The sequence below is a fragment of the Fulvimarina thalattae genome, assembly GCF_040239565.1.
GTDB lineage: Bacteria > Pseudomonadota > Alphaproteobacteria > Rhizobiales > Rhizobiaceae > Fulvimarina.
Map to the genome: position 1 here is coordinate 69906 of NZ_JBEHWS010000005.1, position 23989 is coordinate 93894.

15 protein-coding genes are annotated in these 23989 nt (G+C 62.2%); 8 read left to right on the plus strand and 7 right to left on the minus strand.

Annotation, left to right across the window (positions count from 1 at the left end; all coding sequences use genetic code 11):
- Positions 1-67: 67 nt before the first annotated feature.
- From ABRA89_RS08320 to ABRA89_RS08330, 3 genes are all read right to left on the minus strand, one after another.
- Positions 68-1411, minus strand: a complete 1344-nt coding sequence (locus ABRA89_RS08320; protein ID WP_349940998.1) for a dicarboxylate/amino acid:cation symporter — start codon at positions 1409-1411, stop codon at positions 68-70.
- A gap of 272 nt (positions 1412-1683) precedes the next feature.
- Positions 1684-3408, minus strand: coding sequence for a flotillin family protein (locus ABRA89_RS08325; RefSeq protein ID WP_349940999.1), 1725 nt, complete (start codon positions 3406-3408; stop codon positions 1684-1686).
- A 48-nt stretch (positions 3409-3456) separates the two neighbouring features.
- Positions 3457-4122, minus strand: a complete 666-nt coding sequence (locus tag ABRA89_RS08330) for an OB-fold-containig protein (protein WP_349941000.1) — start codon at positions 4120-4122, stop codon at positions 3457-3459.
- A gap of 222 nt (positions 4123-4344) precedes the next feature.
- On the opposite strand from ABRA89_RS08330, the gene ABRA89_RS08335 reads away from it, so the two are divergent.
- Entirely contained in the window at positions 4345-6891 is a 2547-nt protein-coding gene (locus tag ABRA89_RS08335; RefSeq protein WP_349941001.1) for an ATP-dependent helicase, read from the plus strand.
- Between the two features lie 546 nt (positions 6892-7437).
- The gene (locus tag ABRA89_RS08340; protein WP_349941002.1) at positions 7438-8040 is read left to right on the plus strand and encodes a transglutaminase-like cysteine peptidase; all 603 of its coding nucleotides are present in this window, start codon (positions 7438-7440) and stop codon (positions 8038-8040) included.
- A 93-nt stretch (positions 8041-8133) separates the two neighbouring features.
- On the opposite strand, the gene ABRA89_RS08345 is transcribed toward ABRA89_RS08340, so the two are convergent.
- Entirely contained in the window at positions 8134-8343 is a 210-nt protein-coding gene (locus ABRA89_RS08345; protein WP_349941003.1) for a DUF3126 family protein, read from the minus strand.
- Positions 8344-8651: 308 nt separating this feature from the next.
- On the opposite strand from ABRA89_RS08345, the gene putA reads away from it, so the two are divergent.
- A complete protein-coding gene (putA, locus tag ABRA89_RS08350; RefSeq protein WP_463671268.1) occupies positions 8652-12041 on the plus strand; it encodes a bifunctional proline dehydrogenase/L-glutamate gamma-semialdehyde dehydrogenase PutA in 3390 nt (1129 codons plus the stop codon).
- A gap of 18 nt (positions 12042-12059) precedes the next feature.
- Here the strand turns inward: putA and ABRA89_RS08355 are convergent, their stop codons facing one another.
- Positions 12060-13127 (minus strand): aldose epimerase family protein, encoded by a 1068-nt coding sequence (locus tag ABRA89_RS08355; RefSeq protein WP_349941005.1) that lies wholly within the window; start codon positions 13125-13127, stop codon positions 12060-12062.
- Positions 13128-13254: 127 nt separating this feature from the next.
- On the opposite strand from ABRA89_RS08355, the gene ABRA89_RS08360 reads away from it, so the two are divergent.
- The 4 genes from ABRA89_RS08360 (at position 13255) to ABRA89_RS08375 (ending at position 19635) form a co-directional block, all read left to right on the plus strand.
- The gene (locus ABRA89_RS08360) at positions 13255-14151 is read left to right on the plus strand and encodes a DMT family transporter (protein WP_349941209.1); all 897 of its coding nucleotides are present in this window, start codon (positions 13255-13257) and stop codon (positions 14149-14151) included.
- Between the two features lie 106 nt (positions 14152-14257).
- A complete protein-coding gene (locus tag ABRA89_RS08365; protein ID WP_349941006.1) occupies positions 14258-15499 on the plus strand; it encodes a metallophosphoesterase family protein in 1242 nt (413 codons plus the stop codon).
- Between the two features lie 8 nt (positions 15500-15507).
- A complete protein-coding gene (locus tag ABRA89_RS08370) occupies positions 15508-18981 on the plus strand; it encodes an AAA family ATPase (protein ID WP_349941007.1) in 3474 nt (1157 codons plus the stop codon).
- Positions 18982-19287: 306 nt separating this feature from the next.
- Positions 19288-19635, plus strand: a complete 348-nt coding sequence (locus ABRA89_RS08375) for a hypothetical protein (RefSeq protein WP_349941008.1) — start codon at positions 19288-19290, stop codon at positions 19633-19635.
- Positions 19636-19882: 247 nt separating this feature from the next.
- Here ABRA89_RS08375 and ABRA89_RS08380 read toward each other — a convergent pair whose 3' ends face one another.
- Together ABRA89_RS08380 and ABRA89_RS08385 are read right to left on the minus strand one after the other, a co-directional pair.
- Complete coding sequence (locus ABRA89_RS08380; protein WP_349941009.1) at positions 19883-20296, minus strand: gamma-glutamylcyclotransferase family protein; 414 nt, start codon at positions 20294-20296, stop codon at positions 19883-19885.
- 140 nt (positions 20297-20436) lie between these two features.
- Positions 20437-23100 (minus strand): ICP22 family protein, encoded by a 2664-nt coding sequence (locus ABRA89_RS08385; protein ID WP_349941010.1) that lies wholly within the window; start codon positions 23098-23100, stop codon positions 20437-20439.
- Between the two features lie 136 nt (positions 23101-23236).
- Here ABRA89_RS08385 and ABRA89_RS08390 point away from each other — a divergent pair, with 136 nt between their 5' ends.
- Positions 23237-23989 (plus strand): pyridoxine 5'-phosphate synthase, encoded by a 753-nt coding sequence (locus ABRA89_RS08390; RefSeq protein ID WP_349941011.1) that lies wholly within the window; start codon positions 23237-23239, stop codon positions 23987-23989.

Consider the following 23989-nt stretch of genomic DNA (forward strand, 5'->3'; position numbering starts at 1 on the left):
CCGTTGCGACTTTCGCCGCAACGGCCTGTCTTTGTCTGTCACTCGAATGCCGTGCGCGGCTTTCGAGTTACTCCGCCGGGCTCGGATGCATCGAATCTTTAGAGCGGGTGGCCTCCTTCAGATGCCGCTCGGCCGCCGGATCGACCGAGAGGTCGTCGTCGGCGAGGCCCGCATTCGGATCGTCGTAAACCGCTTGGCTAAACTGGCCTTCGGTCTTGGCGACGACCATGGAGACGACCGCGTCACCGGTGATGTTCACCGCCGTACGGATCATGTCCATCAGGCGATCGACGCCGAGGATCAGCGCGATTCCTTCGATCGGCAGGCCGACCTGTGTCAGAACCATGGTCAGCATGACGAGGCCGACTCCCGGAACGCCCGCGGTCCCAATCGAGGCCAGCACCGCCATTGCGATGACCGTCAGATAACCGCCGACCCCGAGTTCGATGCCATAGACATTGGCGAGGAAGACCGTCGCCACGCCCTGCATGATGGCGGTGCCGTCCATGTTGATCGTCGCACCGAACGGCACGGTGAACGAAGCCACCGAATTGTTCGCGCCCATGCGCTCCGTGACCGCCCGCAGCGTGACGGGGATGGTCGCGTTCGACGAAGCCGTCGAGAACGCAAAGAGCTGGGCCGACCGGATCTTTTTCATGAACGTGATCGGGTTAAGGCCCGAGAACAGTTTCAGGATCAGCATCAGCGTGACGAAGAGATGCAGGAACAGAGCGCTCGTCAATGTCGCGACGTAGGCCATAACGGGAATGAAGAGGTCGATCCCCTGTTCGGTGAACGTCTTGGCGATCAGCGCGAAGACGCCGTAAGGCGCGAAGGCCATGACGATACCGACGATCTTCATCATCAGTTCGTTCATGTATTCACAGGCTTCGGCGAAGGGCTTGGAGCGATCGCCCAGCATCAGCGCCGCGACGCCGACTATAATCACATAGAATATGATCTGAAGCATCTCACCATTGGTGAAGGCCGCGATCGGGTTGGACGGCACGATATTGGCGAAGACCTGCCAGACCGTAGGCGCTTCCTTGGCTTCGATGCCGGAGGCGTCGACACCATCCATGGTGAAGCCCTGACCAGGGCCAACGACCAGCGCAATGGTTATCGCGACGGCGATCGCTATGGCGGTGGTCATCATATAGAGCGCGAAGCTTTTACCGCCGACGCGCCCGAGCACGCGGATATCGCCGATACCCATGACGCCGCAGAGCAGCGAGAAGATGACCAACGGCACCACAAGCATCTTGAGGGCATTGACGAACATGGTGCCGATCATGCCGAAGAAGCCGGCAACGATCGTCTCGTTGATGAAGGCGATGTCCAGCATGTTGAAGACGACGCCGAGAACGACGCCGGCCAGCATGCCGATCATAATTTTCATGGTCAGGGACATGAGAGGTGACCCCTTTCGAAAAGGCAGTCGCGCCTAACGCGACGAAAGAGACGCGTCGCCTTCGATCAGGAAAGCTTGCGCCGACTGGTCGCCGGCATCGTTCGAGCCGGCAACCGGCTTCAAGCATTCGGTAAGGTTACGAAAACCTTACCGCCTATGTTTCGCCATGTTCATCGAAGCGTCAAGCTCAGTTGCTGCCTAAGCATTGCACAAAGCCATTTCAATTTGGCGTGTGCGGGCCTCTCACGGCCCGCCTGCCTAAGAAATTGAAATCACTCGCCGGTATGCGTCGCTCCGTCCCCGTTACCGGCACCATTTCTCGTTCCGGCGCCCGACTCGCTCATGCGCATGGCGTCCTGGCCGAGCCCGCCGAGGCCCGATCCAAGATCGAGCTCATTGAGGAGGGCGTCGACCAGCGGAGCCTGTCCGCGATAGCGTAGCGCCGAATTGACGAGGCGGTCCGACATCGAGGCGCCGTCGCCGGCCCCGCTGCCGCCTGCCTCACCAAAGCCGCCGTTTCCGCCGGCCGCACCCATCAGACCGTCCACCTGCAGGATCTTGATCTGGTCGATCCGCTCCATCGGCTTGACGCTCTCGGCGATGATCTTCGGCAATTGCTCGATCAGCTGCAGACGGACCTGCATGGCGATCTGATCGGCCGACAAGGTGTTGGAGGCTTCGTTGATGGCGCGTTTGCCTTCCGCCTCGACCCGATAGCGCACTTCGTCGGCTTCGGACTTCTGACGAACGGAGTCGGCTTCGCCCTCGGCCAGGATACGGACACGGTCGGCCTCGCCATGGGCCGCCTGCCGGGCAGCTTCGGCACGGTCTTCGGCAGCGTTGCGTTCGGCTTCGGCCGCCACGCGCACCGAAATCGCCTCGCGCTCGGCAGCCTGACGCGCATTGACGAGATCGACCTGCTTCGTACGCTCGGCGCGCTCGATCTCACGCACCGTTTCGACCTGTTCCTCGGCTTTCACAGCGAGGGCGCGCGCAGAATCCGCCTCGGCCTGCGATTCGGACTTGGCCCGGCTGCGGTCGGCGATCGCGATCTCGCGGTCCTGTTCCGTCAACTCGACGGTCTTGCGGCGCTCGATCTCGGTGGCCTCCAGCGCCTGTTCGCGGGCGATTTCTCTGCGCTTGACCTCCTGCTCGGCAAGAATCTGCGCCTCGCGAGACTGACGGGTGCGCTCGGCCTGTTCGGATGCGACCTGCGATTCCTGAGCGGCCCTGCGGACGGCGATTTCGCGCTGCTGTTCGAGCCGCGAATATTCCTGGTCGCGGCCGATCTCGAGCTGTTTCTGCTCGGCTTCGAGATTTTTTCTGGCGATCAGAACCTGCGTGTCCTGCTCGATATCGTTGCGCTTCTTGCGCCGCTCCTCGATCTCGGCGGTCAGCCGCGTCAGGCCTTCCGCGTCGAACGCGTTGTCGGGATTGAAGAAGTTGCGCTTGGTCTGGTCGAGCCCGGTGAGTGAAACAGTCTCCAGTTCGAGACCATTCTTGAGAAGGTCCTCCGAGACCGCGTTCTGAACCCGCTGGACGAAGTCGATCCGGCGCTCGTGCAGTTCTTCCATCGCCATCTCGGCAGCGACCGAACGCAGCGCGTCGACGAACTTGCCCTCGATGAGATCCTTCAGGCTCTCAGGCTGCATCGTGCGCCGACCGAGGGTCTGCGCGGCATTGGCGATGGAGTCGGCCGTCGGCTGGGCCCGCACATAGAACTCCGCGACGACATCGACGCGCATCCGGTCGCGGGTGATAAGCGCGGCTTCCTCGGCGCGCCGGACCTCAAGCCGCAGCGTGTTCATGTTGACAGGGATGACCTCGTGCACGATCGGCATCACGAGGGCGCCGCCATTCATGATCACTTTTTGCCCGCCGAGGCCGGTCCTAACGTATGACACCTCCTTGGAGGAGCGCCGATAAAGCCGTGCGAGAACGAGAAGAACCGCGAGGAAGGCGACGACGCATGCGCCGATCAGGATTAGAAGGTCCATCGGAAGGATGCCTTGTATCGTTGGGAAAGGTTCGGTTGGGACGGCCCCTCATGCGCGAGCGGGTCCGTAGGGATCGGGAATTACTCTCGCCTTGGCTCCGTCGACCGATACGACGATGACGGGTGTGCCATTGCCGAATTCCGCGCTGTCGTCTTCGGGTTCGGCGAGAAGGTAGTGGCTGGTGCCGTGTTCATCGCGGATGCGCACCTGCGCCGGGAGGCCGCGCTTTGCCGTTCCGCCGGTCACCACACCGCCACGCCCGATCAGAGCTTCGCGGTCTATTGCGGCGGTCTCGTCCTGTGGAATCAGCCGGGCGACACCGCGCCCGAGCCAACGCATCGCGCAAAACCCTGAGAGGGTCGCGGGGATGACAGCGACCCAGGCTGAAAGCGGAGCACCGAGTGCTGAATCCGCGATTTGCTGGATGACGAGACCGCTACCGCCGAAGCCAAGGAGGAAAAGGATGAGAAGAACCAGCACGGGAACCTGACCGATGGAGAGCCAAGCCATCGCTTGTTGGAGCGGCGAACCGTCGAAGGCGCCGTCCGCCGAGATGTCGAGATCTGTGTCGATATCCGGCAAGAAGCCGTCGAAAAGACCGGAAAGTGCTGAGCCTGCCAAGGCCGTGACAGCTTCGATCACCGCAATGGCGGCGATCAGCCCCAATGCGATCGTAAAAGGCAACATGCTCGGAAGCAGAAAGTCGGTGACCACGGTTCTTTCCAGGTTGTATTTCTACCGCCTACCGAATTCCATCCGGTCGCGCGACCGGAAATCGCAACTATCCCCTGCAATGAGCCATCGGTCGGAAGATCGATGTCGAGAGCCCGAAGAAAGGGCGTTCCAGCTCCGACGCGCCAAACTTTTGTCGAAGCACGTGTAATCTCACGAACCTGTCCACTGGAGTTCGGGTGCTCGTCCAACTACTTTCCGGCCATGACGGAATTTAACGAATCGGACAGGGCTCAAAAGTCCGGCGGCATCGCGGCCCGTGCCATGGCGGCACGGGGCTCGCGGGCACCGGACTATCTGAGCGGCCTCAATCCCGAGCAGCGCGCCGCGGTGGAGACGACTGAAGGCCCCGTTCTGGTGCTTGCCGGCGCGGGCACGGGCAAGACCCGCGTCCTGACGACCCGGATCGCCCATATTCTTGCGACGGGCCGGGCCTGGCCGAGCCAAATTTTGGCCGTGACGTTCACGAACAAGGCCGCGCGCGAGATGAAGGCGCGCATCGGCCTGCTCGTGGGCGGTGAAGTGGAGGGCATGCCCTGGCTCGGCACGTTTCACTCGATCGGCGTGAAAATTTTGCGCAAGCATGCCGAACTGGTTGGGTTGAAGTCGAACTTCACGATTCTCGACCCGGACGACCAGATCAGGCTGATCAAGCAGCTCATCCAGGCCGAAAACCTCGACGACAAGCGCTGGCCGGCCCGCACCTTTGCGAACATGCTGGACGGGTGGAAGAACAAGGGACTGGAGCCGAAGCACATTCCGGAGGGCGACGCACGGGCCTTTGGCAACGGCAAGGGCCGCGAACTCTACACGGCTTATCAAGAGCGGCTGAAAAGCCTGAACGCCTGCGATTTCGGCGATCTGTTGATGCACCCGATCGCGATCTTCCGCGCCCATCCGGATGTCCTCGCCGACTATCACCGCCGCTTCCGCTATATCCTCGTCGACGAGTATCAGGACACCAACATCGCGCAGTATCTCTGGCTTCGGCTTCTGGCACAGCGGCCGGGCAAGAATGACGAGCAGACCCCGATCAACATCTGCTGCGTCGGCGACGACGATCAGTCGATCTACGGATGGCGCGGTGCCGAGGTCGACAACATCCTGCGCTTCGACAAGGATTTTCCGGCCGCAACCGTCATCCGCCTCGAACGCAACTACCGTTCCACCGGCCATATCCTAGGCGCGGCCTCGCATCTGATCGGCCATAACGAGGACCGCCTCGGCAAGACGCTTTTCACCGATCATCCGGACCCTGAAGACCCGAAAGTCGAAGTCAACGCAGGCTGGGACTCTGAAGAAGAGGCCCGCGCCATTGGCGAGGCAATCGAGGATTTGCAGCGCCGCGAGAACCACAATCTCAACGATATGGCGATCCTCGTGCGCGCATCCTTCCAGATGCGCACCTTCGAGGACCGCTTCGTCACGATGGGCCTCAATTACCGGGTCATCGGCGGTCCGCGCTTCTACGAGCGGATGGAGATCAGGGACGCTCTCGCCTATTTCCGCTGCGTCTGCCAGCCGGCCGACGATCTCGCCTTCGAGCGGATCGTCAACACGCCGAAGCGTGGGCTGGGCGATGCCACAATCCGCCTCCTCCATGATTACGCGCGCGCGCGCCAGATCCCGCTCATTCCGGCGGCGCTGGAGATGGTCGAGACCGAGGAGCTGAAGCCCAAGCCGCGCAACGCGCTTCGTCGTGTTGTTCTCGACATGAAGCGCTGGTCGGAGCTTCTGCCCTCGACCAAGCACACCGAACTTGCCGAACAGATCCTCGAAGAATCCGGCTATACGGAGATGTGGCAGAACGACCGCTCGGCCGAGGCACCGGGCCGCTTGGAAAACCTCAAGGAACTGATCCGCTCGATGGAGGAATACGAGTCCCTGCCCTCCTTCCTGGAGCATGTGGCGCTCGTCATGGACACCGAGCAGAACGCCGAGATGGACGCTGTCTCCATCATGACGCTCCATTCTGCCAAAGGGCTGGAATTCAACACGGTGTTCTTGCCCGGCTGGGAAGAAGGCCTGTTTCCACACCAGCGCGCGCTCGACGAGGGCGGGCGCTCCGGCCTCGAGGAAGAGCGGCGCCTCGCCTATGTCGGCATCACCCGCGCCAAGCGCCGGGCAAAGATCTGGTTCGTCTCGAACCGTCGCATCCACGGCCTGTGGCAATCGACCATCCCGTCGCGCTTTCTCGATGAACTGCCTGAAGCCCATGTGGAGGTGATGGAAGCCAACACCTCCTATGGCGGATACGGCGCCGGCGGATTTGGCGGCTATGGCGCCTCGCGATGGGATGGCGCAGCGGCTTTCAATGAAGGCGCCTACCGCACGCCGGGCTGGAAACGGGCGCAGGCGGCCAAAGCCAATCAGAGCGGCGGCGACGGCTGGTCCGGCGGGCGCACGCGCGAGATCACGTATGAAAGCGATCAGGCGTCGGGCTTTTCCGGCCGCACAACAACAAATGGCGGAGGCGGACAAGGCCGCGCCGGACGTGGGCACAACCAGCCGCCGCGCCAGGGCCTCGGCCTCTACTCCTCAGCCAAGCGCGGCGGCCCGCGCGAGATCGAGGGCGAACTCGTCGCTAAATCGGTGGCTGAACACGAGAGCGCCTTCTCGAAGGGCGACCGTGTCTTCCACCTGAAATTCGGCAACGGCACCGTCGCGCTCGTCGACGGCAACAAGCTTACCGTCGAGTTCGACAAAGCGGGTCAGAAGCGGGTGCTCGAAGGCTTCGTCGAGAGCATCTGACCGTCTGCCGATGGACGACATCGCTGTTTTCTGACTGGAAACGCTTGCCCCATCGACGCCTTGCGCGCGCCGCGGCGCCGAACGCAAGAAACTGGAAACCATGCGGGCGAAGTTCGCAAAACCGGGCGAACGGGCCTGTGGGGCCGGCAGGGTGAACGCCGACTGAACCGCCAAGGTTTCGAAGGTCTGAACAATCGTTTTATTTTAAACAATACTTTATCCATTTGGACCGAGGCTTAACACTTGGTTGCGGCGCACCATCGGAGCGAAACCCTTATCGCACAAGGATTTCCCGCTCATTTTCAGACGATTACGTGTTCATCGCACATGCGTTAGGTTAGCGATCCGTTAGATCGCAAGGCTCATTTCGCACCATTTCGGTGAAACCAGAGCAAGTCTTCCTAACCGCAATTCATCAATATAAATCGCTATAAACGCTTATTACTAAAGTATATCTGACAATTTGAACTAAATTGATGCGCGCAATTTGGTTCGAAAGCAAAACAACGGGCGCAGGTTCTCTCCAACACACGGAGAGAACCCGCCATGAACGCCTTCATCAAGACCGCCGCCCTGACCCTTGCAGCCGTTGTTTCGGTTGGCCTGTCCAAGCCGGCGGAAGCGCGCCAGGCCCATATGCCGACGACCAGCATCACCTCGCAGCCGATCGGCCATTACGAATTCTGCCATCGTTATGCCGACCGCTGTGCACCCCAGCGAGCGGCCGCACCGAGCAAGCTCACCGAAAAGCTCTGGAACAAGATCATCGAGGTAAATTCGGCCGTCAATACAGCCATCTACCCGCGTGAGGATATCGAGATTCACGGCAAGCCGGATGTCTGGTCCTATCCCGAGACCGAGGGCGACTGCGAAGACTATGCCCTGTTGAAGCAGTATATGCTCGAACAGGCCGGCATCCCATCTTCAAATCTGCTCATCACGGTCGTTCTTCAGTCGAACGGTGAGGGCCATGCCGTACTGACCATCCGCACGGATCGCGGTGATCTCATCCTCGACAATCTGGCCGAACGCGTCTCCCTCTGGAGCGAGACGGATTATACCTATCTGAAGCGCCAGGCCGAAAACCACGCCGGCAAGTGGGTCGACATCGTCGACGATCGCTCGGTCCTCGTCGGCAGCCTTCGCTGAACGCGGCAACCGGCCAGACCATCACCACACAACAAAAAAGCCGGCCGCGATAACCCTCGCGGCCGGCTTTTTGCGTTTCGTTCGGCTTTCCGCCTATTCGAGATCGATGTCGAGGATCGTCATGGTGAGATGATAGGACAGCTCACCTTCCTCAGTGTCTTTGCTCAGCGTTCCGATGAACTCGTCGCTCTTGTATACCTCTGCGGTGTCCCCCTGCTTGGGAAGGGCACGCACGGAGATGTCCGCGCTGGAAAAAGTGCGCTTCAAGTAGGCGTCGAGCTTTTTGATTTCGTCGGGCTTCACGTATTCATCCCTTCGGTGTCATTCGCTGGCAAAGATGATGCAGCACCCGAAGCAATCAACCGGGGTTGGCAGTTTGAGCACCGTGCATGAAGGGATTTTTCCGCACGCCTCCGGGTGACACTCGGGCGCAGTATTCGACTCCTATTGGGGAACCGAGCTCGGTGAGAGGCTAATAGAGGCGATAAAAAGAAGAACGCTCCCACCAATTGTTCTGGCGGGCTGCACAGCGGCTGAAAATCGAGTTAGGCTCTTTTGAACGCGACACGTTCGGTTCCGTCAAAAGACCTAAGGATTTCGCCTTCATGCCTATGGATATGCCCCTTCCGCCCTCGGTCCTGCCGATTTCTCCCTATCCGGATGCGGACGCGGTTCTGGAGGGCCTGATCGCAGAGGCAGATCTTTCCAAGGAAGACCGGAAGAAGATCGGGTCCATCGCGGTCGATCTGGTCAAGCGCATCCGAAAGACCGGCGATCCCGGCCTGATGGAGGTCTTCCTCGCGGAATACGGCCTCTCGACCGAAGAAGGCATCGCGCTGATGTGCCTCGCGGAAGCGCTGCTTCGCGTGCCCGATGCCCAAACAATGGACGAGCTGATCGAGGACAAGATCGCGCCTGGCCAGTGGAGCACCCATCTCGGCCATTCTTCGTCTTCGCTCGTGAACGCCTCGACTTGGGCACTTATGCTGACCGGCCGCGTGCTGGAAGAGAATGATCGCGGACCTTTGAAGGCGATGCGCGGCGCGGTGAAGCGCCTCGGCGAACCGGTGATCCGCAACGCCACCGGACAGGCGATGCGCGTGATGGGCCGCCAGTTCGTGCTCGGCGAAACCATGGACAAGGCCATGGAACGCGCAAAGGAACAGGAGGACAAGGGCTACACCTATTCCTACGACATGCTCGGTGAGGCCGCTCGAACCTATGCCGACGCCGAACGCTATCGCAAGGCCTATGACGGCGCGATCGAGAAGATGTCGAAGCGCGCCACCAAGGGCGACATCGCGACCAATCCCGGCATCTCGGTCAAGTTCTCCGCGCTTCATCCGCGATACGAAATGGCACAGCACGACCGGGTTCTCGACGAACTCGTGCCGATCGTCGCCGATCTCGCCGCCAAGGCCGCCAAGCTCAAGATCGGCTTCAACGTCGATGCGGAGGAGCAGGATCGGCTGACGCTCTCCCTCGAAGTCATCGACAGGGTCCTTCAGGACGAGCGCCTGAAGGGTTGGGACGGTTTTGGCATCGTCGTCCAGGCCTTCGGGCCACGCGCCGGCAGTGTCATCGACTGGATTCACGATACCGCCGAGCGCCTCGACCGCAAGCTGATGGTGCGTCTGGTCAAGGGCGCATACTGGGATACTGAGATCAAGCTCAGCCAGCAGGAAGGCCTGCCGCGCTTCCCGGTTTTCTCGCGCAAACCGGCGACTGATGTGAGCTTCATCGGCAATGCGCGGAAGCTGCTCAGATACCGCGATCGCATCTATCCTCAGTTCGCGACCCATAACGCCCATACGGCGGCTGCCGTCATCCACATGGCCCAGCAGATGGGCGCGAAACCCGAAGAGTTCGAGTTCCAGCGCCTGCATGGCATGGGCGAAGTGCTGCACACCATGGTCATGAAGGACCATGGCACACGCTGCCGTATCTACGCGCCCGTCGGCGCGCATCGCGATCTTCTGGCCTATCTCGTTCGCCGGCTGCTGGAGAACGGCGCAAATTCGAGCTTCGTCAACCAGATCGTCGACGAGGACGTTCCGCCGGAGCAGGTTGCCGAAGACCCGTTCGAGGCACTCGGCTATGCGCCTTCGGTGACGCCCGGCCCCGACATCTTCCTGCCGGTCCGCGAGAATTCGAAAGGCTGGGACCTGACGGCGGTCGATCATCTGGAAGAGATCGAGGCGGCCCGCGAGCCTTTCCGCACCAAACACTTCGAGGCCGGCCCGCTGATCGAAGGCGATCCTCAACCCGAAGACGAGGCGGAGCGCCTCAACCCGGCCGATCCGAATGATATCGTCGGCACCACGCGCTTTGCCTCGCAAGCCGATGTCGAAACCGCGCTCTCCGCGGCCAAGCCGTGGGAAGCAAGCGCAGAAGAGCGAGCCCGCATTCTGAAGAAAGCGGCTTCGCTCTACGAAGAGAGTTTCGGCGAGATCTTCGCGGTCCTCGCCCGCGAAGCCGGCAAGACGATGCCGGATGCGCTGTCGGAGCTGCGCGAGGCTGTGGACTTTCTCAACTACTACGCTGAGGAAGCCAAGAAGCTCACCAGCGAGCCGCTGGGCCGGGTCGTCTGCATCAGCCCGTGGAACTTTCCCCTGGCGATCTTCACCGGCCAGATCGCGGCCGCGCTTGCCGCAGGGAATGCAGTGCTGGCAAAACCCGCCGAGCAGACGCCGCTGATCGCCCATCTCGGCACGCGGCTAATGCACGAAGCGGGCATTCCGCGCGAAGCGCTGCAGCTTCTACCGGGTGCCGGTCAGGTCGGCGCGGCACTCACCTCCGACGCACGGATAGACGGCGCGGCGTTCACCGGCTCCACCGAAACGGCGCAGAAGATCAAGCAGGCGATGGCGGAAAACTGCCATCCCGGCGCCCCGCTGATCGCCGAGACCGGCGGCCTCAACGCCATGATCGTCGACTCTTCGGCCCTGCCCGAACAGGCGGTGCGGGATATCATCCAGTCGGCCTTCCAGTCCGCCGGCCAGCGCTGCTCGGCCTGCCGCTGCGTCTACGTGCAGGAGGACATCTCGAAGAGTTTCTTCGAGATGCTGAAGGGCGCGATGGACGCATTCCGCCCGTCCGACCCGTGGTATCTGAAGTCCGACAGCGGCCCCTTGATCGACGAGGAAGCCCACGGGCCGATCGCCGACTATGTCGCGAAGGCCAAAGCGGATGGCCGGCTGATGCACCAGATCGAGGCACCGGACCAGGGCCATTTCCTCGCCCCGGCGCTGATCCGCGTGAACAGCATCTCCGACATCGAGCGCGAGATCTTCGGTCCCGTACTGCACATCGCGACCTTCAAGGCGAAGGAAATCGACAAGGTCATCGACGCGATCAACGGCAAGGGCTACGGGCTCACCTTCGGGCTGCACACCCGGATCGACGACCGCGTGCAATACGTCACCGACCGCATCCATGCCGGCAATCTGTATGTAAATCGCAATCAGATCGGGGCGATCGTCGCTTCGCAGCCCTTCGGCGGCGAAGGCCTCTCCGGCACAGGCCCGAAAGCGGGCGGGCCATTCTATGTGGCGCGCTTCCAGAAAGCCGTCTCGCCGAAATACCGGCCGTCGAGCCCAATCGATCTTCCGGGCCCAACGGGCGAGTCCAACCGGCTGCATCTCAGCCCCCGGCCGGCGGTGCTCTGCCTCGGCCCTACGGATGAGGATCGCAAGAAGCAGCGGGCGGCGGTCGAGCGTCTCGGCGGAGTCGCGGAAGACGCCTCGGTGGAGCGCGATCTTTCCACGGGACCGGAGTTCGGAAGCGCCATCTGGTGGGGCGACGAGGAAACGGCCCGCAAACTCGCCAAGCAGCTGGCCAAGCGCAAGGGCCCGCTCCTGCGGCTCGTCACCGGAGCGGTCACAGTGCCGGATGTCATGCACGAGCGACACCTCTGCATCGACACGACCGCGTCGGGCGGCAATGCGCAGCTGCTTGCCGACGTGGCGAAGAACGATCCGCGTGCGAAGAGCAGGCAGTAGGTCCGACGCGCCGCCGGATCAGTCGGTGAAGAAGCGAAAGCGCGAGACCTGCCGAAAGGTCTCGCCCGGATCCAGCCGGGCCGAGGGAAAGCTCGGCTGGTTCGGACTGTCCGGAAAGAGCTGCGGCTCCAGGCAAAGGCCATCGCCCATGCGGTAGAGCCTGTCGCCTTTGCCCGGCACACCGCCGGTGAGGAAGTTACCGGAATAGAATTGAATGCCGGGCGCTGTGGTCGCCATCTCCATCACGCGGCCGGTCGCGAGGTCTTTGAGGCGCGCCGCGAACTTCGGCTCGTCCCGGGTTTCGTCCGCCAGAACCATGCAGTGATCGAAGCCGCGACCGAGCCTGACCTGATCGTCCGCTCCGTCGCGAACACCCTCCGCCACAGATTTCGCCTGACGGAAATCGAACGGCGTTCCATCAACGGATTTCAGTTTGCCGGTCGGGATCGCGGTCTCGTCGACAGGAAGGAAGCGATCGGCTGCGAGCGTCAGTTCGTGATCGTGGATACCGCGCTCCGAAAGCGCACCACCGAGATTGAAGAAGACATGGTTCGTCAGGTTGCAGATAGTCGGCGCGTCCGTCACGGCTTCGTAGGTGAGTGTTAACTCGCCCGGTCCGGTCAGCGCATAGGTCGCGCGCGCTTCAAGCGCGCCCGGATAGCCGCCGTCTCCGTCCGGGCTGGTCAGGGCGAAGGTGACGAAGGGATGAGGCGTGTCGCCGACTTCCGCAACCGTCCAATTTGTAACGCCAAAACCGCTCGATCCGCCATGGAGATGGTTCGGCCCATTGTTCGTTTCGAGCTGGTAGTCCCGACCATCAAGTCTAAAGCGGCCCTTGGCAATGCGGTTGGCGAAGCGCCCGACGGAAACACCGAAATGCTGCGGGTGAGTCTCGTACATTGCGAGATCGTCGTAGCCGAGGGTGACGTCATCGATCCGGCCATCGCGATCGGGCACGCGAACCGCCTGGAGCGAGGCGCCGAAGCTCATCAGCGTGATCGAGATGCCGTCCGTTTCGAGATCGAAGGCCTCGACTTGCTCTCCGTGAGAAAGCCTCCCGAATTCGCGCCGCTGTAATCCTACCATCGCTCCGTCCCCTTTCCGTTTGCCCGCGCTTCTGCGATAGCGCCCCGGCCGGACACGCGAAGCGCCCGGCACCCCGCAGGTAGAGGAGCGAGAGGTGAAGACGACAGCCGCATCCATCGTGACACGGATGGACCGGGCGACGCTCGGCATCCTCATGATGGTGTTCGGCATCTTCCTCTTCATGGCGAACGATGCCCTCGGCAAGTTCCTCGTCGAGACCTATTCGGTGGGACAGGTCCTTCTCCTACGCTCCGTCGCCGCGCTGATCATACTCCTACCTCTGGTCTGGCGCATCGGGTTCCGCTCGCTGGTAAAGGTCGAAAGGCCGGGCCAGCAGGTGCTCCGGACCATCTTCGCGACTGCCGAGGTGACGGCCTTCTACGGTGCGCTCGCCTTCCTGCCGCTCGCAGCAACCCTCTCCTACTGGCTTGCGGCGCCGATCTTCGTCGCCGCGCTCGCACCGCTTATCCTGGGCGAGACGGTCGGACTGCGCCGATGGACGGCGATCCTGATCGGCTTCGGCGGCGTGCTGATCGTCCTGCAACCATCCGCCGCCACCTTTTCCGGCGGCGCGCCGATCGCGATCTTCGGCAGCTTCGCCTTCGCGCTGATGATGCTGACGACCCGCTCGCTGCGCGAAACACCCGATGCGGTGCTCGTGTTCTGGCAGACGGTCGGCGCCCTCGCCGCAGGCATCGTGCTGTCGCTGTTTGCCTGGACACCGCTGACCATGGCCGGCTTTCTGGCGCTGAGCTTTCTCGGCGTCGTCGCGCTCGCGGCCCATCTCTGCGTGACACGGGCCTTCAAGCTCGGTGACGCGGCGACCATCGCGCCGCTGCAATATACGATGCTGCCCTGGGCGACGCTCTTCGGCTTTCTGTTCTTCGACGAAATTCCGCGATGGACGACGCTTCTCGGCGCAATCGTCATTATAGGCTCCGGCCTCTTCATCTTCTTCCGCGAGAGGCAGGTCGCGAAGCGACAAGCCACGATCGCCGCGACGCAGCTCCCGCCAAGCGGTTGAAGGTCGATAAGACGCTGGAAAACCAAGGTGACGCCCTGTCTCTCGTCGCATCGCTTCATGTAGGATAGGTAGCGATTCGCTTGCATCCGCTTCACGAGTTCCACCCTTGTCGAACTTCACCTTCATTCACGCAGCCGATCTCCATCTCGGCAGCCCGTTCCAGAGCCTCGCCGTGAAGGATGCGACGATCGCAGCCCGCTTCGCGCAGGCAACGCGCGGCGCGTTCACGAAGCTGGTGGATCAGGCGATCGAGCGGCAGGTGAATTTTCTGATCATCGCGGGCGACGTCTATGACGGCGAGTGGAAGGACAATTCCGTCGGCCTTTTCTTCAATCGGGAGGTCGCGCGGCTCGCCAAGGCGAATATCCCGGTCGTCTTTCTGCGGGGCAACCACGACGCGGAGAGCGTCGTCACCAAGAGCGTGCCGCTTCCGGAAAGCGTGCAGCAATTTACCACCAACAAGCCGACCACGATCCGTTTCACCGAACTCGGGGTCGCGCTGCACGGTCAAGGATTTGCCGAACGAGCGGCGCAGGATAATCTCGCCCTCGCCTACCCTGCGCCCGTCCCAGGCCTCTTCAATATCGGCGTTCTACACACCTCGCTCACCGGCCGGCCGCCGCACGACGACTATGCGCCCTGCACCGCCGATGATCTGCGCAATCGGGGCTACGACTACTGGGCGCTCGGGCATGTCCACGATTTCGAGATCGTCAGTGAAAACCCGCATGTTGTCTTTCCGGGCAATCTTCAGGGCCGCAGCATCCGCGAGACCGGTGAAAAGGGTGCAGTTCTCGTCTCCGTCGAGGACAGCCGTGTCCGGGACATCGAAAGGCTTGTGCTCGACGAAGCCCGCTGGGCGCATGTTTCGCTCGACATAAGCAATCACGAGGAGCCGGGCACGATTGCGAATGCGGTCGCGGCGTGCTTCGAAGCCGAGGCGGAAGCCGCCGGCGAACGGCTTCTGGCCTTTCGCATCGAACTCACCGGCTCATCCACGTTCCGACGGCGGCTGATCGCGACCCGCGAAATGCTCGCCGACGAAATACAGGCGGCCTGCCATCACCATCACCCCGATGCCTGGCTCGAAAAGCTGGTTGTAAGCGTGACGCCACCAGAAGCCGAAAAGAGCGGGCCCACGATCGACCGGACGATCGATATCGAGGCGATGCTTCGGGAAGTTCTCGAAGCCACTGAAACGCGAGACGAGGCCGGCGAGGTCGTTCGTCAGATCACAGCGAAACTGCCGGGCGGCATCGGCAGCGGCGAGGCGCCTCTCGGCGAAGCCAGCGAATTGCTGGCGGAGGCACGCGATCTTCTGCTGACCCGCGCCGAGATCGAGGCTTAAGGGGCGAGATGCGGTTTCAGCGCCTACACCTCCTGCGCTTCGGCGCCTTAGACGACCGCGAAATCACGTTCCGGCCCGACGCACGCCTGCATATCGTCTTTGGGCCGAACGAAGCCGGAAAGTCGACGACCCTCTCCGCGCTGTCCGCTCTGCTCTTCGGCTTTCCTCATCAGAAAACGCACGATTTCCTCCACCGGGCCGACATGCTGCGCATCGCGGCAACGGTCGCCGCACGTGACGGGTCCGAACTCGCCTTCCGCCGCCGCCGGGGAAACAAGGCGACACTGCTCGCCGACAACGACACGGAAACGGCTCTGCGTGACGATGCTCTGGCTCCATTCATCGGCGGCCTCACCAAGACGGTCTTCGAAAGCGCGTTTGGCCTCAACTCGACCCGCCTCAAGGAAGGCGCCGAGGCGATGCTCGCAAGCGATGGCGAATTGGGCGGAACGCTGCTCGCCGCCGCCTCGGGCCTCACCGGCTTGCGCGAACTGCGCACTGAGTTCGAGAACGAAGCCTCGGACCTTTATGCCCCCCGCGCGAGTACGAAGGAGTTCAATGAGCTTTCGAAGCGCTGGGATGCGGCACGGCAGAAGGTTCGCGAGACCGAGCTTCGTTCTGGAGACTGGAAGGCGCTCAACGCGGAAATCGAACGGCTGGAGCGCCGGCATGAGGAGGAAAAGCAGCAGCTCTCAGCCCTGATCCGCCGCAGGGAAGAGCTCGGCACCCTCAAGAAGCTCGGACCTGTCGTCGCCGAGATCGATGCAAGCCTGCGCAAGCTGGAAACCCACAGCGATCTCAACGAACTGAGACCAGGTTTTGCCGGAACGCTTGAGAAGGCGCTGGAGGATCAGGCCGCATCCGCCGAGGCGTTCGAGGAGGCGTCGAAGCGCCTGCGAGATGCGGAAGAAGCCGTTGCCGAAATCGATGTTGACGAAAATGTGCTGGCCCAAGGCAAAGCAATCAGCGCGCTGCACGAACAGCTCGGCAATTACCGAAAGACGCGGGAAGATCTGCCTGCCGTCGCACGCGAGCAACGCGGCTTTGCCCATGACATCGAGGATCGGCTGAAGCGGCTCGGTCTTTCGGTCGAGACCTATAGCGCAACGCAACCGACCGACGCCACGCTCGCCCTCGCCGCGCAGCTTGCCGAGGATGGTAAAAGCCTCGCCCGCGAGATGGCCGGCCTCAAAAAGCAGATCGCCGACGAGCGCGAAAACGAGGCCGGGCTCGACCGGCATGCACCAGCTGGCAGGTTGACCGATCCAAAGCCCCACAAGGATCGAATGGCGGCGCTGCGGCCGGAGATCGAGGCTATCGAGAAGGCACGTGAGGTCTATCTCGAACATCGGACCGAGACCCGACGCATCCGCGACGCCGCGCTCGCCCTTAATCCACCGGTCGCCGATTTCGAGCGGTTCGTTACCGTCGCGCTGCCCTCCGTCGCGACCGTTTCTACACAGGCCGAGCAGCTGGAAGGCATCGGACGCGAGATCGGCAAGACCGAAAGCGAACTCCACAGGATCGACGAAGAGATCGCACGAAACGCAAAAATCCTGCGAGAGACCGAGCGCGGCGGCGAAATCCCGTCGCGCGAGACAATCGTCGCAGCGCGGAAAGAACGCGACGAAGCCTTCAAACCGATCGCTGCAAGCGCCCTCGGAAGCGCGGAACAGCCCAAGCCCGCCGAAGCGCATGCCCTAGTCGAGTCGTTCACGGCGCGGATTCGGTCTGCCGACGATCTGGCGGACGCCGCCTTTGACGATGTCGAGCGGGTTCAGCGATACAGCGATCTGAGTGCCCGCAACGCGGAACTCGAACAAGAGCAAGCGGCGCTTGAGAAAGCGCTGACCTCTCGGCGAGAAGATCGAGATAGGCTGCACGCGGAATTCGCGTTCCCCTTCGAAGCAATCGACGTCAAGGCCGCCGATCCAAACAGGATGATCGACTGGCTGAAAGCCATGACCGATCTGCGAGACGCCCATCGCGAGAACGAACGCCTCTCCGATCAGCTGTCGTCGATCGCCAGCCGCGAGGAGGTCTTACGCAAAGCGCTTATCGGTCTCGCTCAGCATTTGTGGATCGAAGACGCCGAGGCGCTCGGCACGCTTCCTCTCGTGCGCGCCGTCGGGCAGCGGATCGAGGAGATGAGCCAAGCCTGGCTCGAAAGCCGTGATCATGCCGGGCGCAAGCGGGATGTGGAGCGGCGGATCGAGCGGCTGGAAGGGCAGAAGTCCGAGCTTTCAAAGCGTCTGGAACTCTGGCGCAGAGATGCCGACAGCGCCTTCGGTAAGCTCGGGCTAGCGCCCGGCGCATCGCCGGAGGAGGCCGCCGCAACGATTGCGCTCTGGCGCGAGCTTCCCGGCATCGAACGCCAGCGCGTCAATCGCGAAGAGCGCGTCCGGGGCATGGAGCGCGACGCCAGGCGCTTCGAGGACGAAACCCGTGCCCTGGTATCCGATATCGCGCCATCCTGGAGCGATCTGCCGGCGGAACGCGCCGTCGAAGACCTGCAGGAAGAGAGCGAGATCGCTTATCGCGCCAGCGCCAAGCTTGCCGAGCGCAAGACAGCTTTCGAACGCGCCGCACGCGCTCGCGATCAGCGCAAAGCCCAATCTGACGCGGCCGAGACCAGGCTCTCAGAGTTTCTTGTAGCCTGCCCCGGATGCGCAGACCCGGAACATCTCATCGAAAGGCTCCACGAGCGCGACCGCCTTCGCGAAGCCGCCGTCAAGTCCCGCGACCGACTCGTCGATATCGCCCCGGCATGGTCTGAGGACGCAGTGCGGCAGGCGCTCGACGGTTTCGACCCATCGCGAGCGGACCTGGACCTAAGCGACCTCGAAAGCGAAGAGCGCGATCTGACCGCCCAGTCGAACGAGACCTATGCCGAGCTGCGCGAGAAGCTGAAAGAGAAGGAAGCGCTGAGCCGCGGCCAGGGTGCTGAAGGCGCGGTCTTCGAACAGAAGGCAGTGGAAGCGGAGATGCTCGATCTCGCCCGCCGCTGGGCCGTCCTGAAGATCGCGTCGAACCTCGTCTCAGCTACGCTGGACAAACATCGCCAAAGCCAGGATGCGCCGCTCATGCACCGCGCCGGCGAAAGATTTAAGACCCTTACCGCCGGAGCCTTCCCCTCGCTCTCCCAGCAGTTCGACGAGAACGACGACGCCAAGCTCATGGCGGTACGGGAGAATGGCGAACGGTTGAGGATTGATGATCTCAGCGATGGCACGCGCGATCAGCTTTTCCTCGCGCTCCGCCTCGCTTTCATCGAAGATTATGCGAGCCGAAACGAACCGATCCCCTTCATCGGCGACGACATCTTCCAGACCTTCGACGACGAGCGCACCGCGGCCGGACTCCTGACATTGGCCGATGCCAGCGAGCACATGCAGCCGATACTCTTCGCCCACCATCGCAGCGTGGTGGAGATCGCGAAGGAACGGCTGGGAGAAGACGCCGATATCATCGAGATGGCCTGACACTGCCAGAGATGACGGAATTCACATCGGACAGCACCGACCTTGCGAGGTATGTATCCCTGCCCTGGATGCCCGCAAAGTCCGATCGGCCAAAGCTCTTCACCCGAACGGTACAAGCCATCTCTACCCAATGCGGCGACTTATGCGTCTTGCGAAATCGAGCCATACCGAGAAGGCAGGCTTAGCGTATTGTGCAGCGCAGCATTGCTGGCTAGCTTAGGTGTCGAGCGGGGCGGCCAGTAATTTTCGAACCCAGCCGGGGTATCGACGCTGCACCCGCTCCTCATTCCATGAGGACACCCACCCATGAAAACCGCTCTTTTCGCAGCCGCCGCAACTCTTGCCCTTTCCATGCCCGCGATGGCGGACGACATCTCCGCTCATCAGGGACGCGCCGTTTCCCTCGGCGGCGTCAACGGCTCGATCTACTATACGGAGACCGCAGGCGAATTCGAAGTCGTCGCAACGCTTTCGGCAGAAGACAGCCAGCATCCGATCCGCACGCGCGCCAATCTGCGGGACGGCCAGTCGTTGACCGTCGAAGTGCCGGGCCATGCCAATAGCGAAGCCGAGTTCATTACCATCAAGCGCTCCGGCGACACGCTCTCCATCGCATCGAAACCTGATCTACGCGCCTCGCTGATCGCCGACTAAGTCGTCGTTTCACGAAAAACGCCTCCCAAAGCCCTCGGCGACCTCCCACGCCGGGGGCATTTTCGTTTCTCGACCAGGTTTTCGCCGGATAACGATAGCGCTCATTCTCGACATCGCGTTCGGTCGGGACGAAAATGTTCGCAACGGCCCGAAAGGGATGGCTGAACTTTCTGTCTGGCCGCAGAATGCGCATGGCGGCGCCGTGACCCAAGCCTAAAAAACAAGCGAGTGGCGCCGGCGTTTTCGGTTAGAGACGCCTCAGCCGATAAGCCGCCCAGTCTCCAGCAGGCACGATCGGGTCTTCCTTAGACAGCTGCGATATGTACACCCACGCTTCTACGTCCGGTTGGATGAGCCGGATCTTGCGCCGGATATAAAGCGAGGCGGCCTCGTTGTCCGGATCATAGTCTTCGTAACGATCGAAGACCACGAAGGCCTGAAGGCCCACAAGTTCGTGCAGTTCGGCCTCGACAACCTCACGCTCCGCTGCGGCACGGATCGCGCCTTCGGGAAGAAAGAAGCCCGGATAGGCGCCATGATCGCGAAGCGTTCCGGCGATCCGGCACGGACTGACAAGGCGTGATAAACCGGCGCGAGACGGCGCGGCAGGATCGTTCACGCGCTCCATCAGCGACCCGTAAAACGCGATATAGTCAGGCATGCACTTCGGAATTCAGGTCTTTGGATTTACCACTTAGCCGGGCTGCAAACGCGCCTTCCATTACGCGCGCCCACACATGAAAAGAGCGGGAAACAAATGATCCTCGCTCTTTGAAGACACTTATCTCCAGCCGAACTGGATCAGCATCCGCTGGCGGACAGCATGACAGAGCGGTCCTCGACGCCATCGACGGTCACAGTGCAACCATCGCCGAGATCGAACGAACCGCCGGTCTCGACCTGTTCGCGCGAGCCGTTCAGCACGGCAAGCGTCGCGCCGCTATCGGAGATCGCGGAAACGAAGACACTCTTCTCGCCGAACTTTGCGGTCTGTCCGATGCTCAGTCCTTCGCTGCCGCCCGAAGAGCTTTCGGAAGAAGCCTGATCACCACTTTCGGAGGATTGGCCATCGGAGCCAGATGTCGCCCCGTCGGGCGACTGTTCTGCATTGCCGGACTGGCCTGATCCACCGTTGCCGTTCGCAGCGGCATCCTGCTCGTCCGATCCTTCAGTCGATCCGGACGCCTGATCGCCCGAGCCTTCCTGCGACTGCTGCTGATCCGACTGGTCACTGCCGGACTGCTGCGCCTGACCATCACTGGAACCAGCGGCAGCGTCATCGCCGCTCTGGCCCTCTTCGGCACCGCCATTGCCCGACTGACTGTCCTGGCCTTCCGCGCTTTGGCCACCCGGCTGTGACTGGCCTTCGTCTGAGGATTGGGTCGCTTGACCGTCCTCCTGGTCGCCCGACTCGCTTTCAGACTGCGAGCCGTTGGCTGAAGCGCAAGCTTCTTCGGAAAGATTGACCTCACGGCCTTCGGCACTTTCAAGCTGCACGGAGCAGCCGTCGTCCGAGCCGGAGGACTGGCCTTCACCGGAGGCTTGAGCAGACTGCCCGCCCGACGCCTCTTGGCCACCCTGTTCGCCCGACTGTTCACCGCCGGTCTGACCCTGCGCTTCTTCGCTACCGCCCGAAGCGCAACCTTCCGCCGATAGAGTGACATTGCGCCCTTCAATGCCCTCAACCGTGATCGAGCAGCCTTCACCGACATCGAATGACTGTCCGGTTTCAACCATCTCGCGCCCAGCACCGACCACGGTCAAAGCCGCAGCACCGTCTCGCACAGACGAAACAAAGAGCCGCGCATCGCCGAAGGTTGCAGTCTGGCCCACTGTCCGGCTCAGACTTTCACCGGAAGCGCTGTCGCCAGAGGCTTGGTCGGAACTGCTCGACTGATCTTCCGAACCCGAGGCAGACGCGTCACCGGACTGCTCGCCGCCCGAAGCACCTGCGCTTTCGGCTGAGCCGCTGCCGCATTCTGCACTCGAAAAATAGGCTGCCCCGCCAGCAACTCCTGCCAGCGTCACCGAGCAGCCATCGCCGAGGTCGATGCTGTCGCCGCCGGCAACCTGTTGCTCGTCACCGCCGTCGACGGCAACAGTGGCCGATCCGTTTTCAGCATCGATCGAGACAAGGTTGAGCTGCGTCTGGCCGAATATGGCAGCCTGTTCGGGAAGGAGAATCGCGCCCGTCGCTCCGATCTCACCTGCCAAAGCGGCGGGATTAGCGGAACCGGAGCCGAAGCCCGACGATGCTTCGCCACTTTTCGCCTGTTGGCCGCCGGTGGTCGCTTCGCAACCATCCACCGAGACGAATGCCGCACCCGCAGCAACACCGGCGAGCGTCAGCGAGCAGTTGTCGGAAATATCGATGCTGTCGCCGCTCGACACCTGACTGTCCTCGCCATCGACAGCGAAGGTCGCACCATCTTCACCAACGTTCGACAGGGTTACTTCCGTCCCGCCAAAGATGCCGCCTTGGCCGGACAGAAGCACAGCACCTGAAGAACCGAGCTGTTCGAGCAGTCCGGCGATATCCTGTCCGCCGCCGCTCGACTGCTCGCCTTCCCCGCCCGATTGCGCCGAAGCTTCGGCGGGTTGCTCACAACCCTCGGCGGTGATGAAGGCAGCACCCGCCGCAACGCCGGCAAGGCTTAGAGAACAATTTTCCGCGAGTTGGAGGCTGTCGCCACCGGCAACCTGCTGTTCTTCGCCATCGACCATGAAAGTGGCCGAGCCGTTCTCGCCGTCAACGCTCGAAAGCATGACCTCGCTGGCACCGAAAATCGCGCCCTGCTCGGCAAGCAGCACGGCGCCGCCTGAGCCGATCTCGCCGAGAAGCGCGGAAGCGCCATCCTCTCCGCCACCCGACTGCTGGCCGTCGCTCGACTGCTGGCCTGACCCTTGCGAACTCGCGGCCTGCATATCCTGCATGGCCTGCTGCTGGTCCGCCGCGCGCTGCTCCGCATCCGCCTGGGCCTGCTGCATCTGGTCGGACATGGAGGTCTGCGCCTCGCTGATCGCCGTCACCTCACCGCGAAGGCTTTCGATCTGACTGCTCATCTCGCTGGTGATGGAAGAGCTCTGCTCCTGAAGCGAGGCGTTGAGCTGCTCCATCTGCTGCTGAAGCCGGGAGACCGTTTCCTGTATGCTGCTCTGCAAGCCGGAAACGGCTTCGCTCGCGGCCTGAGCGGACTGGTCGGCCTGTGCCGCCATCTGTTCGCTCATCGAGGAGACCTGCGTCTGAATCGCACCCACCTGCTGTGCGATCGTCTCCTGCTGCTGCGCGACCGCGTCCTGCTGGGCGGCAATTTCACTGGAGAGGGACGAAACCCTGTCTTCGACGGTGGTCTGGACGTCTGACACACGATTCTCGACCGAATCCACGTCCGGCCCCATGAGCCAACCTATGAAGAGGCCCACCAAGGCGGCCACTACGATTGGAATAAACTTCGATCCGCCCATAGGATCCACCTCCTCCACTTCCAAACGCTCTAGGCGACAGAGTTGCGGCCTTGCGCATCCAAGTCAACGGTCGCTCTTTCAAATTCATCGTCTCGTGCCACTTTCCGAGCTGAAGTCGGGAACTTTCGGAGCCACAATGACAACTCAACTCTCGGTCAATCTCAACGCAGTCGCAATGCTTCGCAATCGGCGTGATCTGCCTTGGCCGAGCGTTACCGGTCTCGGCCGCACCGCGCTTCAGGCAGGGGCTCACGGACTGACCGTCCATCCGAGACCGGACCAGCGGCATGTCCGGTTTTCGGACCTTCCGGACATCCGGAAATTGATCGACGAGGAATTCCCCGAGGCCGAATTCAACGTCGAAGGATATCCGTCGGACGATTTTCTCAAATTGGTGGAGGGCGTCCGCCCTGAGCAGGTAACCCTTGTTCCGGATGATCCGAGCCAGCCGACATCGGACCACGGTTTCGATTTCAAGGCGGAGAAGGAGCAGCTCAAACCGATCGTTGAACGGCTGAAAGCGCAGGGTGCCCGCGTCTCGATCTTTTCCGATGCGGATCCCGAGCAGATGGACGCGGCGGCTGAAACGGGCTGCGACCGCATCGAACTCTATACCGGCCCATACGGCGCGACGTTTGACGATGCCTACGCAGCGAACGCGGAGATCGCCAAGCTTGGTTCAACGGCCGACCGGGCAATTTCTCTCGGCCTCGGCATCAATGCCGGACATGATCTGACCGTCGAGAACCTGCCGCCGCTCGTCAGACGCATCCCGGCGCTCGCCGAGGTATCGATCGGACACGGTCTGACCGCCGATGCACTGATATATGGGATGGCGGAGGCCGTCAGGCGCTTCCGCATCTCGTGTGGCCAGGATGTACGTGGCTGA

Excerpts from the sequence above, each read along its gene's own strand:
- ABRA89_RS08320 (WP_349940998.1), bottom strand. The coding sequence starts at position 1,411 with ATGTCCCTGACCATGAAAATTATGATCGGCATGCTGGCCGGCGTCGTT.
- ABRA89_RS08325 (WP_349940999.1), bottom strand. The coding sequence starts at position 3,408 with ATGGACCTTCTAATCCTGATCGGCGCATGCGTCGTCGCCTTCCTCGCG.
- ABRA89_RS08335 (WP_349941001.1), top strand. The coding sequence starts at position 4,345 with ATGACGGAATTTAACGAATCGGACAGGGCTCAAAAGTCCGGCGGCATC.
- ABRA89_RS08340 (WP_349941002.1), top strand. The coding sequence starts at position 7,438 with ATGAACGCCTTCATCAAGACCGCCGCCCTGACCCTTGCAGCCGTTGTT.
- putA (WP_463671268.1), top strand. The coding sequence starts at position 8,652 with ATGGATATGCCCCTTCCGCCCTCGGTCCTGCCGATTTCTCCCTATCCG.
- ABRA89_RS08355 (WP_349941005.1), bottom strand. The coding sequence starts at position 13,127 with ATGGTAGGATTACAGCGGCGCGAATTCGGGAGGCTTTCTCACGGAGAG.
- ABRA89_RS08360 (WP_349941209.1), top strand. The coding sequence starts at position 13,255 with ATGGACCGGGCGACGCTCGGCATCCTCATGATGGTGTTCGGCATCTTC.
- ABRA89_RS08370 (WP_349941007.1), top strand. The coding sequence starts at position 15,508 with ATGCGGTTTCAGCGCCTACACCTCCTGCGCTTCGGCGCCTTAGACGAC.
- ABRA89_RS08375 (WP_349941008.1), top strand. The coding sequence starts at position 19,288 with ATGAAAACCGCTCTTTTCGCAGCCGCCGCAACTCTTGCCCTTTCCATG.
- ABRA89_RS08380 (WP_349941009.1), bottom strand. The coding sequence starts at position 20,296 with ATGCCTGACTATATCGCGTTTTACGGGTCGCTGATGGAGCGCGTGAAC.
- ABRA89_RS08385 (WP_349941010.1), bottom strand. The coding sequence starts at position 23,100 with ATGGGCGGATCGAAGTTTATTCCAATCGTAGTGGCCGCCTTGGTGGGC.
- ABRA89_RS08390 (WP_349941011.1), top strand. The coding sequence starts at position 23,237 with ATGACAACTCAACTCTCGGTCAATCTCAACGCAGTCGCAATGCTTCGC.